The sequence below is a fragment of the Nocardia vinacea NBRC 16497 genome, from assembly GCF_000308835.1.
In the GTDB taxonomy this organism is placed as follows: domain Bacteria; phylum Actinomycetota; class Actinomycetes; order Mycobacteriales; family Mycobacteriaceae; genus Nocardia; species Nocardia vinacea.
The window spans coordinates 57,768-70,082 of sequence record NZ_BAGN01000426.1 but is presented as its reverse complement, the minus strand read 5'-3'; the positions used below and the strand labels follow the sequence as shown (position 1 = coordinate 70,082).

Annotated in this window: 10 protein-coding genes; 3 read left to right on the top strand and 7 right to left on the bottom strand. The window is 65.3% G+C overall.

What is annotated here, in order from left to right:
- Window positions 1–102: 102 nt before the first annotated feature.
- On the bottom strand, window positions 103–822 hold the full coding sequence (locus ON44_RS44765; RefSeq protein WP_040701499.1) for a GAF and ANTAR domain-containing protein: 720 nt from the start codon (window positions 820–822) through the stop codon (window positions 103–105).
- 329 nt (window positions 823–1,151) lie between these two features.
- Here ON44_RS44765 and ON44_RS44760 point away from each other — a divergent pair, with 329 nt between their 5' ends.
- Window positions 1,152–1,913 carry a GAF and ANTAR domain-containing protein gene (locus ON44_RS44760; protein WP_169338172.1) on the top strand — a complete coding sequence of 254 codons (762 nt, stop codon included), beginning with the start codon at window positions 1,152–1,154 and terminating at the stop codon, window positions 1,911–1,913.
- A gap of 1 nt (window position 1,914) precedes the next feature.
- Here the strand turns inward: ON44_RS44760 and ON44_RS44755 are convergent, their stop codons facing one another.
- The 5 genes from ON44_RS44755 to ON44_RS44735 all read right to left on the bottom strand — a co-directional run bounded on the left by ON44_RS44755 (window position 1,915) and on the right by ON44_RS44735 (window position 8,863).
- Complete coding sequence (locus tag ON44_RS44755; RefSeq protein ID WP_051183392.1) at window positions 1,915–2,637, bottom strand: GAF and ANTAR domain-containing protein; 723 nt, start codon at window positions 2,635–2,637, stop codon at window positions 1,915–1,917.
- 226 nt (window positions 2,638–2,863) lie between these two features.
- Entirely contained in the window at window positions 2,864–4,894 is a 2,031-nt protein-coding gene (locus tag ON44_RS44750) for an SDR family oxidoreductase (protein WP_040701462.1), read from the bottom strand.
- A 304-nt stretch (window positions 4,895–5,198) separates the two neighbouring features.
- Window positions 5,199–6,899 (bottom strand): bifunctional metallophosphatase/5'-nucleotidase, encoded by a 1,701-nt coding sequence (locus ON44_RS44745; protein ID WP_051183399.1) that lies wholly within the window; start codon window positions 6,897–6,899, stop codon window positions 5,199–5,201.
- Window positions 6,900–6,997: 98 nt separating this feature from the next.
- Window positions 6,998–7,657 (bottom strand): cutinase family protein, encoded by a 660-nt coding sequence (locus tag ON44_RS44740; protein WP_051183398.1) that lies wholly within the window; start codon window positions 7,655–7,657, stop codon window positions 6,998–7,000.
- Between the two features lie 183 nt (window positions 7,658–7,840).
- The gene (locus ON44_RS44735) at window positions 7,841–8,863 is read right to left on the bottom strand and encodes a zinc-binding alcohol dehydrogenase family protein (protein WP_040701491.1); all 1,023 of its coding nucleotides are present in this window, start codon (window positions 8,861–8,863) and stop codon (window positions 7,841–7,843) included.
- A gap of 187 nt (window positions 8,864–9,050) precedes the next feature.
- Between ON44_RS44735 and ON44_RS44730 the strand changes: the two genes are divergently transcribed.
- Window positions 9,051–9,692 carry a TetR/AcrR family transcriptional regulator gene (locus ON44_RS44730; RefSeq protein ID WP_040701460.1) on the top strand — a complete coding sequence of 214 codons (642 nt, stop codon included), beginning with the start codon at window positions 9,051–9,053 and terminating at the stop codon, window positions 9,690–9,692.
- Window positions 9,689–11,377, top strand: coding sequence for an FAD-binding dehydrogenase (locus tag ON44_RS44725; RefSeq protein WP_051183391.1), 1,689 nt, complete (start codon window positions 9,689–9,691; stop codon window positions 11,375–11,377). Before ON44_RS44730 ends, ON44_RS44725 begins: the two co-directional genes overlap by 4 nt.
- On the opposite strand, the gene ON44_RS44720 is transcribed toward ON44_RS44725, so the two are convergent.
- Window positions 11,374–12,297, bottom strand: coding sequence for an expansin EXLX1 family cellulose-binding protein (locus tag ON44_RS44720; protein ID WP_083898565.1), 924 nt, complete (start codon window positions 12,295–12,297; stop codon window positions 11,374–11,376). The two genes, ON44_RS44725 and ON44_RS44720, sit on opposite strands and share 4 nt — an antisense overlap.
- Window positions 12,298–12,315 lie beyond the last annotated feature (18 nt).

Genomic DNA, 12,315 nt, shown 5'->3' with positions numbered 1-12,315 from the left:
CGGAGAACGGGATACGGCCGGGGACTGGGGCCGATAGTCCAACTTTCACATTACCGCGCCGCGCGCAAATGATCATGCACTTTCGCGCAGCAATGAATTTACTCAGACGCGCAGGCCGAGTTCGACGATCCCTTTCGCCACCGCATGTACCGCGATCCGATTCTTGCGAGCATGCGTGCGGATCAGCTCGAACGCGACCTCCGGCGTGGTCCGCCTGGCATTGGCGATCACACCCTTGGCCTGTTCGATGACGATCCGCGAATCCAGCGCATGCTGCAACTGCGCGGTCAAACGCTGCTGACGGCGCAGCGCGTTGGAATTGACGATATGGCCGGTCGCCATGCTCGCCAACAGTCCACCCACCGAGAGATCCTGGTCGGTCCAGATCCGTGGGCTCCGACCGTACAGGCCGAGCGCACCGACCGTGGTCTCGCCGACCCGCATCGGAATCTCGGCCAGCGACGACAACCCGTGCCGGACCGCCTCGGCGGCGAACTCCGGCCAGCGCTCGCCGTGTCGACCGATATCGTCGATCGCGATGGGTTTGCCGGACCGGTACGCGTCCACGCTCGGACCGCGTTCGCTGCGATGCTGACAGAGTTCCATGGCCACCAGTTCGTCCGGAGCCGCGGCGGCCATCCGGGAGCGCTCGTCGGGCGTGAGCGTCTCGTCCGGCATCAGCATGACGGTGCAGCCGACCAGATCGAGCGCGACGATCGCACTGTTCATGAGCTGACGCACCATCTCCGCTGTGTCACCGATCGCAGGTAGCAGTTCGGCTAGCCGCGCTGCCGCGGCAACCAGCACCTCGTTTTCAGACACCCGAATCACCCCGTACGTGCGAAAGTCGGCCGTCCCCTCAAGTCCCGCGCCGCACTTGCTGACGTTTCCATAGTATGGCTAAGCGAAGTAACACACCACGATTTCGACACCACCATGCTCCTTTGAAATATCCAGCTACTCATCGGATTCCGTCGACCGGCCATCAGATGGTGGTCGACATGACTACTATCCGAATGCCACGATGGACGACAGGCTCGACCTGACCGTGCCACAATGATGTGCCCGGTGAGGCTTATTTTTCGCTGAGTTCTCTCCGCTGAATGTGCCGCATTGCGGCGAGTAGCAATCACCGCGACCGGGAGACTGCAATGGCGCCCCGATTCGACGATCGGCAGCACGAGCGATCATCCGAGCCGCTGCCGGATTCGATCCAGTTATTACGGTCACTTGTGCGCGCGGTCGACTCGCTGGCGAGCGATTTCGACGTTATCGAACTGTGTCAGCAGCTGCTCGAGACCTGTACCGAAGTCACCGACGCTACCGATGCCGGATTGTTGCTAGCCGACCAACGCGGTGAGCTACAAGTACTCGCCTCAACCAACGAGTCGTCGCGACTGCACGGTTTGTTACAGCGCGAGGGACCGAGCCTGGATGCCTATCGGAACAGTGCGGCGGCATCGGTCCCCGATCTGCGTGCCGACGGGCAGCTGTGGCCGGAGTTCACCCCCGCGGCAACGGCCGCGGGGTATCGCTCCGCCTATGCCGTGCCACTGCGGCTGCACCGCGACAGCATCGGCGCGCTCACGATCCTTGCCACCTCGGCCGCCGCGCTCGGACAGCTGGATCTGCGCATCGGGCAGATCCTCGCGGATATCGCGGCCGTCGGCATCGCGCAATACGTGTTGCTCGCACAGGGCGCGACGATCCAGGCGCAGTTTCCGACCGCGCTGAACACGCGCATCACCATCGAGCAGGCCAAGGGTGTGCTCGCCGAGCGCGGCGACCGGGATATGGATCGTGCGTTCCAAATCATGCGCGGACACGCCCGCGCCACCGGACGACGACTCACCGATATCGCCGGTGACATTGTCGAGGGGCGCATCGATCTGCGTGCCGAAGCGGCGGACTGAGTCAGGTATCGAAGCGGAGCCGGTCGTCCACGACCAGCGCCGCGACCTCGGCCAGCGACAGCCCGTGCGCGAAGGCATAGGCGCGCAGCAGCGCGTAAGCGTCGGGTGCGCGAATGTCCAATTGTGCGAGCACGATTCCGGCCGCCTGGTGGATCGTGCGACTGGTCAGCGGCTGATCCCACCATTGCGCGGCGGCGTGCGCGGATTTCGCCGATCCGGCCACCAACTGCGCGATGACCAGATCGGCGATATGCAGCCCCGCCGAAATCACGTACGGTTCCGGTTTGCCCGGTTCGGCCCGATATAGATCGAGCACACCGAAATGCACCACACCCAGCTGTAACGGCACCGCGACCATCGACCCCGCGACCACCGCCCCGGCCACCGCGACGCGGTTCAATTCATCGGCGAAGCCCGGCCACCGCACATCGGTTTCGGCCAGATCGGCCACCAGCACCGGCACACCGGCGACGGCGGCGTCCACGGCCGGCCCCTGCCCCGCGGTGGCCTGCACCGCCTCCACCCGCGCCGCGACCGAATCGCTTGTGGCCCACGGCTGCAGCCCGGCATCGCGCTCCTGGATCAGGATCGCGGCACGCTGCACCGGCAGCACCCGCACACAGGCACCGCACAGGGCGGTCATCTCACCGCCTTCGGCCGACAGCTTTTTCAGAAACTCGAGGGCCGAGAAAAATTCATCGGTCAACTGATCGAACTGCCCCACACCATTCCTACGAACATTCACGACCGTTATCCCTGCCCCGAGTTCGACGGTCCCTTGTCCCAGGATTCGTCACCACCGCGGCACTGGACCGCAACTACGGGCAGGAAATACGGCTGGTCGGCACCGCAAGAATACGAAACACCGATCGTCCACACCAGGGCCGAACGTCCCACGCTCGCCGCAGCAGGCGGTTCGCGTCGGGACGATCAGCCCATGATGGGATCTATCACCAATGCAGGCCGGGGATTACCCGGGTGACCCGCGCGGCCGGGCTGGGCAGAGTCATCAGCGGCAGTACCACCGGTGCGAGGTAGGACAGCGCATTGCGACCGGAGTCCTGATCCGCGTCGTCGGCAGCGGCGGGGGCCGCTTTCTGCTGCTTCCCCTGTGCCGCATGCGATTCACCGAACCAGCGGAACCCCTGGTGCATGATCGTCCGCTTGACCGAGGGCATCAGCAGTTCGACCGCCTGGGCGAAGGTGCCGACCGGGGTGTCGATGCGGTGCGGGCGATCCTCGATGGCGCGCACCACGATGGCGGCGGCGCGGTCGGGATCCGGCACCGGCAGCGAGCGGTAGATATCGGTCGGCGCGATCATCGGCGTGCGCACCAATGGCATGCGTACGGAGGTGAAAGTGATTCCCGCATCCCGATTTTCGACGGCAGCAATCTCGCTGAAGTTGTCCAGCGCGGATTTGCTCGCCACATACGCGGCGAAGCGCGGCACCTTGGTCTGCACGGCGATCGAGGAGATGTTCACGATATGTCCGAAGCGCCGCGCCCGCATCGACGGCAGCAGCGCGAGAATGAGTCGCACCGCACCGAAGTAATTGACCGCCATGGTCCGCTCGAAATCGTGCATGCGGTCGGTGGAATTGACCACCGAGCGACGGATCGACCGTCCCGCATTGTTGACCAGATAATCGACATGGCCGTGATCGGCGAGCACCGCGGCGACCAAATCCTCCACGCCGTCGGAATCGGTGATATCGCATGGATAGGCATGGGCGACACCACCTTCGGCGCGCACCGCCTCGGCCGCGGCATGCAGATCGTCCACACCGCGCGCCACCATCAGCACGGTCGCACCGCGCTGCGCGACGGCATGGGCGGTCGCCAGTCCGATGCCGGAGGACGCCCCGGTGATCAGGACGACGCGACCGTCCAGCGGATCACCGCTGTCGCCGGGCCGACCCCGGTTCGGGTCCAGGTTCTCGGCCCAGTACTGCCACAGCCGCTCGGCGTAGCTGTCGAACGACGGCACCGCCAAACCCGTCCCGCGCAACTGCGCCCGCGTGGAGTCGGAGACGAATTCCGCCGCGAACGAGGTATGCGGTGCGACCTCGGCCGGAATTCCCAGCTGCTCCAACAGGAAATCGCGAACGGTCGCGACACCCGGGAGGTGGGCGAGCCCGTTCAGCGCGAACCCGCTGCCGGGCACCGTGCCGATTCCGGTCGGCGCACCCGCCGCGGCCGCGAGCGCACCGTAGATCTCGCCGAACGGCTGCGGCTCCGGGTTGACCAGGTGGAACGTGCGTCCGTCGAGCCCCTTGCGGCGCACCAACTCGACCATCGCGCCCGCCACGTAGTCGACCGGCACGATATTTGTCGCACCCAGATCCGGCAGCAGCATCGGCAGTTCGGCAGGCAGCGCGCCCAGGCGCGAGATGGCCGGGAAGAAGTAGTACGGACCGTCGATCTTGTCCATCTCACCGGTACCCGAATCGCCGACCACGATCGCCGGCCGATACACCCGCCAGCGCACGCCCTCGGATTCGCGGACCAGCTTCTCCGCGGCGAATTTGGTCCGGTGGTACGGCGAGGTCAGCCGCTGGCCGAGGTCGAAATCCTCCTCGAAGAATTTGCCCTTGTGGTCACCGGCCACGGCCACCGAGGAGACGTGGTGCAGTACCGCACCCAATTCACGCGCCAGTTCCAGCACCGAGCGCGTGCCCGCGACATTGGCCGCGTGCGCGGTCTCCTCGTCGGCGGTCATGTCGTAGACCGCACCGAGGTGGATCACGTGGTCGGCCTCGGGCGCGTCCTCGATCAAACCGAGACCTTCGGCGGTCAGATCACCGAGCATCGGAAATGCGCGTTCGCCACCCGTCCAGCCCGCGGTGAGTTCACCGAATTTCGCCACCGACGCGGTGCGAACCAGCACATGCACAATGGCTTCGGAATCGGCCGCCAGCAGTTCCTGAACGACCCGCCGGCCCAAGAATCCGGTTCCGCCCGTCACGATGAAAGTCGTCATCGCATTTCCTCCTGCTGTCGCACTCGAATTGAGTTGTCACACATGCGCGCCCGGCATGCAGCAGTGAATGCGGACATCATTGATTCGGCTTCCAGCCAACAGTTTGCTGAGCCAATGCAGGAACACCGTTGCCCTACTGGTGGGTAACTTTAATCGGCGCAGCTAGCCCCGGGCAAGCGAACGACGGCCCAGGGTGATGTGTGAATGGTCACCAATGGGCGTCGCTAATATTGTGTGTTACAACAGTTTTCAGATAATGTCCGAACGCGAAACCTTAATCGGGACACCGCGTTTGCCCACCGGCTCAGCGCTTCCCGGCACGGGCGGGCGGCGATTCCAGCGGGGGGCGGCCCTTCAGGTAGGTCTCGAAAGCATCAAGATCGATGGGCCCGACAGTCTTGTCGGTGCTTTCGGTGAAGACCGTGAAACCGTCGCCGCCCGAAGCCAGGAAGCTGTTGGTGGTGATGCGGTAGGTGGCGACCGGGTTGAGGGGTTGGCCGCCGATGCGCACGCTGTCGGCGACGACCTTGCCGCCCTTCGGACTCGACTCGACATAGGTGTAGGTGAGCCCGGCGGGCGAGAGCACGGTCGTCTTGCCGTTGCTCCATTGCTGTTCGAGCAGACGCAGGATCTGACTGCCCGTCATGGTGACGGTGACGACCTGATTGCCGAACGGCTGGACGCTGTAGATATCGCCGTAGCTGATCTGACCGGACTTCAGATCGGTGCGCACACCGCCCGGATTCATGAATGCCGCGACCGCCGATGCGGGCGCGGGCGCGGTGACCGAGAGCATCGAATCGGCGATGACATCACCGAGCGGCGATTCACCGGAGCCCGCCGGTTCGTGTGGCAGCGACGCCGCCGCGATGCCGACCGGCCGCTCCGCGCGCGGCTTGGCCTGCTCGGCATAGAAGTCGATCAGCGAGGTGGTGGCCGCGTCCGGAGTGACCTCCCGGGTCACCACCCGGTTGACCGCCGATGCCTGCACACCGTCGGCGCCGAAGCGCAGGGTGACATCGGTGATCAGCCGACCGTAGGAGGCGGCCTGGGTGACCACCTTGCCGTCGATGGTGCAGACATACGGCTGATGCGAATGTCCGGTGAACAGCACCCTGACCGCGGGATCGACACCGGTTGCCAATGCGGTCACCTCGGGGGAGATATTCGCACAACCGTTGTAGTCGACCGCCGCATTCTGGGCTGTTTTCTGCACACCACCGTCGTGCACCAACGCCACCACCGTTTGCGCACCGGCCGACTTCACCTCGGGGACATAGCGATTGATCGCCGCGACCTCGTCGCCGAAGGTGTAGCCCCGAATGCCTTCCGGCAGAACAATACTCGCCGTCTCGGGCGTCACCGTGCCGATGACACCGATCTTGTGTCCGCCGACCTCGAGCATCGTCCACGGCCGCAGAGTGGGCGGCAGCTTACCGTCGGCACCGGTGACATTGGCGGCCAGAAAGGGAAACTTCGCTCCGGTGAACGGCGCGCCGGGCGAACATCCGGCGAGCGCGCATCCGCCCTGCTGCAGTCGCGCCAATTCGACAACGCCGCTATCGAATTCGTGATTGCCCACCGAGGAGGCGGCCAGTCCGATGGAATTGAGGAAGGTGATGGTCGGCTCGTCGTGGAAGAGGCCGGAGACCAGCGGGCTCGCGCCGATATTGTCGCCCGCCGACAGCACGGCACTGGCCGGATACGCCTGCTTCAACCGGGCCAGATGGGTGGCGAGGTAGGCCGCGCCACCCGCGTCGTATCCGGCGATCTTGCCGTTCGAACTCGCCGGTGGTTGCAGATTGCCGTGGAAATCGTTGAGCCCGAACAGATGTACCTCATCCGACTGCGCGCCGCGCAGATCGTCGGTCGAGATGAGCGGGATCACTCCCGGGGCCGTCGAGGTGGTCGGGTGACCGCTGTCCGATGCGGTGCCGCACCCCGCCACCAGGGCGATGCTCACGAGTCCCGCAATGATCATGCCGATGCGACGGTGCGCTGTCATATTCAGACTGTCCCACGCCCGGGTGCCATCGGCATGAATCTCGTGCGAACACACCGGCGGCGGGGTCGGTGCTCGACCCCGCCGCACGGATTTCCCGGTTACACCCGGCCCGCCGCGAAATCCGCGGCCGGCCAGAATGCCCAGCCGTAGTTCCCATGCTGGCTCGGGTCGAAGCCGCCACCGCAGATCGGATCACCACCGGTGCAGTAATCGGCGGTCTTCCAGGCGTAGTTGCCGGGTACGCCCCAGCCGATCAGGCGGAGGGGGTCACCGAACAGCAGAACCGCCGACACCTTCCATTCGAGATCGCCGGGGAGCACGTAGATCCCGGGCAGCGCGGTCACGATGCCGGTGCCCACGACACCGTGCACGACAGCCGCGCCCTGCGAGTAACCGACCAGGATGAACTGTTGATCCGGGCACATCTGCGACTGCCGAATGACATGGTCGGTCATGTCCTGGGTGCCGCGGCTGACCGACGTGGGGTCGAGCAGGTCCGCGGGATAGTCCACCCGGTAAGCGCTGCTGCTCACCGGAAGTGCTTGGAGCAGCGTGCCATACAGCGGGTCGCCGACGACGGAGCCGAGCCACCCGGGTTCGCCGGTGCCTCTGGCGACGACCACATCGACCGCGGCACAGTCCGCCCGTGCCTGCGCTCCGATGCTGGTCACCACCCCCGCCGTAGCGACGAGCAATAGCACAGCGAATACCCGTGCCAGCCGCCACTTCTCGAAAATTCTTGCCTTCCGGATTTCCATCGTGATCACCTCTCACGCCGTTGTGAGAAGCCGAGGGACACTTGTCAGCGACAAGTGTCACTCGGCTATATCCGCGAAGGTAAGAACGGTAGAGAGTTGCGTCAAGCAACTCAGCTGAAGCGAGACCGGTTCAGCGCTGAATCGTGTCCTGGAATCCGTTCGCGCGCAGGATGATTCAGGCGCCTAGGGGATGAGAACCGCTGCGCCGGTGAAACGTCCATGTGCGAGATCCACGAGGGCTCGATCTGCCGTACCGAGGGAGTACCCCGTTGTGGTCACATGTATACGGTGTTCGCCCGCCAGCGCGAGGAATTCGCGCGCGTCGGCGCGGGTATTGGCAGTCACCGAGCGAATCTCGCGCTCCTGGAACAGATGCCGCTGATAGTTCAGCGCCGGGATATCGCTGAGATGGATGCCCGCGATGGCAAGGATGCCGCCGCGATCGAGCGCTTCCAGAGCGGGCAGCACCAGCTCGCCGATCGGCGCGAACAAGATCGCCGAATCCAATTGCACCGGAGGCCGATCCGCCGCACCCTGCACCGAGGCCGCGCCGAGGTCAGCGGCCAACTCGCGCGCGGCCGGATCCCTGGTCATCACATGCACCTCGGCACCCCGCGCCAGCGCCACCTGCGCGGCGATATGCGCGCTGCCGCCGAAGCCGTAGATCCCGAGCCGTCCACCCCTCGGCAGATCCGCACGCTGCAGCGCCCGATAGCCGATAATCCCGGCACACAGCAGCGGCGCGGTTTCCATGTCGTTGTATCCGTCGGGCAGCCGGTGAGCGTAAGCCGCTGGGACAGTGGCATATTCGGCGTAACCACCGTCCGCGTCCCAACCCGTGTACGCCGAATTCGGGCACAGATTCTCCGCGCCGCGCAGACAGTACCGGCAGATGCCACAGGTGTGGCGCAACCAGGCGATGCCGACGCGATCACCGACCGCGAACTCGGGAGCCGAAGATCCGAGTGCCCCAGCGGATCCTGGCCCCTGGGCCACCACCTCACCCACCACCTCGTGTCCCGGCACCACACCGGGTCGATGCACCGGCAGATCCCCCTCGGCAACATGCAGGTCGGTGCGACAGACCCCGCAGGCCAGTACCCGCACGAGGAGTTCGCCGGCCGCGGGTTCGGGCACCGCTTCGCGAACGAAGTCGAGTGGTCCCCGATCGATCGGTCCCGGCCGTCGCACCCGCCAGCCGGTCATGCCCGTGGTTGCCGCACTCGCATTCAAGCCGATCACTCCTCAGCGACGGGGGGAACGGTCTCTTCGGATTATCCCTGCCGACCGCGCTGGTTCAGCCGTTCCGCCGAAGGTGAGTCGGCCTTCTGATACATTTCTGTATTGAATACATTGCTGTATCGAATGGAGCGGATGCCCGAGGAGGTGCACGTTGGCCTCGACCACCGATGCGGATACCCCGGTGCGCCGGGTGACCCGCCGGCGAACCGAGACACGTAAACGCCTGCTGACCGCCGCGTATCAGGTCTTCGCCGAAGAGGGCTTCGGCCGCGCCTCGGTGGAGCGCGTCTGCGAACGGGCCGGATACACCCGTGGCGCCTTCTACTCCAACTTCACTTCGCTCGACGAGTTGTTCCTGGCCATGTGGGAGCAGCGATCGGCCGCCATGATCGCCGGTATCCGCGCGACCCTCGACGGCTTCTCGGTCGACGGCATCGCCGATATCCGCGCCGCGGTCGAGCGCTTGGACCGCGCCGTGCCGATCGATGAGGACTGGTTTCGCATCACCGCCGAATTCACCTCGCACGCGCTGCGCACACCAAACCTGCGGCAGGTGATGGCCGGACGCGAGGAGGCGATCGTCACAGCGCTGATGCCGACGATCGTCGCCGCACTGGCGCGCGTCGGCCGGACCGTGCCCGATCCCGTCGCGCTCGGGCAGGCCCTGGTCGCGGTGCACGACGGCACCGCCGTTCAGGTGCTGATGGAACCCCGCAGCCGCAAAGTGCGCATGCGGCGCACCGACCTTTTCTGCCACATCGTGCTGGCCTACAGCACCGAGACCGAAGGATGACCATGACCGACCCGAGTCCCGAATTCACGCAAGAGGCAGATGTCATCGTCGTCGGTGCGGGCCTGGCAGGGCTCGTGGCGACCCACGAACTGGTCAAGGCCGGCCGCAAGGTGCATGTGCTGGACCAGGAGAATCGCAATAACCTCGGCGGCCAGGCCTTCTGGTCGCTCGGCGGATTGTTCTTCGTCGACAGCCCGGAGCAGCGCCGCCTCGGCATCAAGGACTCCTATGAACTGGCACTGCAGGATTGGTTCGGTTCGGCGGGGTTCGATCGCGAGGACCAGGACTACTGGGCCCGCCAGTGGGCGCGGGCCTATGTGCGCTTCGCGGCCACCGAGAAGCGGGACTATCTGCACGAGTTGGGTTTACGGGTAACGCCACTGGTCGGTTGGGCCGAGCGCGGTGGCGGCTTCGCTGACGGGCACGGCAATTCGGTGCCGCGCTTCCACCTCACCTGGGGTACCGGCCCCGAGGTGGTACGGGTATTCCAGGAGCCGGTGCTCGAGGGTGAGCGCCGCGGACTGGTCGGCTTCAGTTTCCGGCATCGGGTCGACGAGTTGATCGTCGAGGACGGTGCGGTAGTCGGCGTGCGCGGCAGCGTGCTCGAGCAGACCGATCTGGAACGCGGTCGGGCTTCGTCACGAAATGTAGTCGGCGACTTCGAATTCCGTGCCAAGGCGGTGATCGTGACCTCCGGCGGTATCGGCCACAATCACGAGCTGATCCGCCGCAACTGGCCCACCGAACGGCTCGGTCCGGCGCCGGAGACCATGATCTCCGGTGTGCCCGCACATGTGGACGGACGGATGCTCGGCATCTCCGAGACCGCGGGCGGCGCCATCGTCAACCGCGATCGCATGTGGCACTACACCGAGGGCATCAACAACTGGAATCCGATCTGGCCCGATCACGCCATCCGGATCATCCCCGGCCCATCCTCGCTGTGGTTCGACGCCAATGGAAAGCGTATGCCCGCACCGTGTTTCCCGGGCTTCGACACCAATTCGACCATGAAGGAAATCCTGGCCACCGGCTACGACTACTCCTGGTTCGTGCTCACCCAGTCGATCATCGAGAAGGAATTCGCGCTATCGGGCTCGGAGCAGAATCCGGATATCACCGGTAAGGACCTCAAGCTCACCCTCAAGAGCCGGGTGGCCAAGGGTGCGCCCGGTCCGGTCGAGGCGTTCAAACAGCACGGGGTCGACTTCGTGGTCGCGAATACCTTGCGCGAGTTGGTCGATGGCATGAACAAGATCGCGCGCGGCCCGCAGTTGGACTTCGACGAGTTGGAACAGCAGATCGTCGCCCGCGATCGTGATGTCGCCAATAAGTACTCCAAGGACGCGCAGCTGATGGCGATCAACAACGCGCGCCAGTATTTCGGCGATAAGGCGGGCCGCGTGGCCAAACCGCATCGCATCCTCGATCCGGCCAACGGGCCGCTGATCGCGGTGCGGCTCAATATCTTGACCCGCAAAACCCTCGGCGGACTGCAGACCAATCTGGATTCGCAGGTGATGCGACCGGATGGCACCCCGCTGCCCGGACTGTATGCCGCAGGCGAGGTCGCTGGATTCGGTGGCGGTGGTGTGCACGGCTACAACGCGTTGGAGGGCACCTTCCTCGGTGGCTGTATCTTCTCCGGCCGCGCCGCCGGACGGGCCCTGGCAAAACCGAGCTAGTTCGCACAGCCTGTCGCGGCGATGCTGGATGGCGGCTGCGGTGTCGTGTTCATGATCTCCGGCGTCGGCGCGGGTAGCGGTTCCGGGACAGGCTCGGTATAGAGGCTCATGCCGGTGTACCGCTCGCCCTGCTCCAACGAGATCCGGGAGATCTCCACCTGATGCCCGTGGACATCTGTCACCTGTGCCGAGAACGGACCCGGCCCGGCGCCGCTGATCGTCCAGTAGTTGTCCATGCCGCGATTGAGCTCATGCCACGGCCCGTCCGCAGCGGACCGTAAAGCGACCCGCTGGATGGGATTTCCCGATCCGGTCACCAGCATGGCCAGCCAGGAGGGCGAGGAGTCCGGCTTCAGCTCGTAGATCAGCTCCGGCGCGGGAAGCGGATCGCGGACCACGGAGTAGCGGATCTGCGCGACGCCGTCGGACCGGTCAGCGATCTGTTCGAAGGCGGCCGCACTCAAATCCAGTTGTCCAGGAGCGCATCCTGGGCAGCGGTCGGCGATGAGCACCCGGACATCACCGCGCGGACCGTGCACGTCGAGGTAGGCACCGCACAGATCGGCGTGGCCGTATTCCCGCGTGGAGACGCCCACATAGAAGCCATTCGTCGGCAGTCCGGCAAACGAACACGCGGCACCGGGACCGAACGAGTAGTACCGCGCCTCCCCCGGCCGTGTGGGTGGCGACGCGTCCACCGTATGCCAGTTTGCAATGCCGGTACTGCTGCTGGCCACCATCATTCGCGAGGTTTCGGTCCCGGTATCCGGGACCGAATGGGTCGCCGTGCAGGACGACTGTTGCTCGGGTCCGGCGATCCAGACCACGACCGCCGCCGCAGTCAGCAAGACGCCAACGGACAACCACAGCCACAGCCACCCCGAGCGGAAGTGCTGGTGTTCGATCGGTATTCGGTGCACCGCTGTCCCCGACTTCCG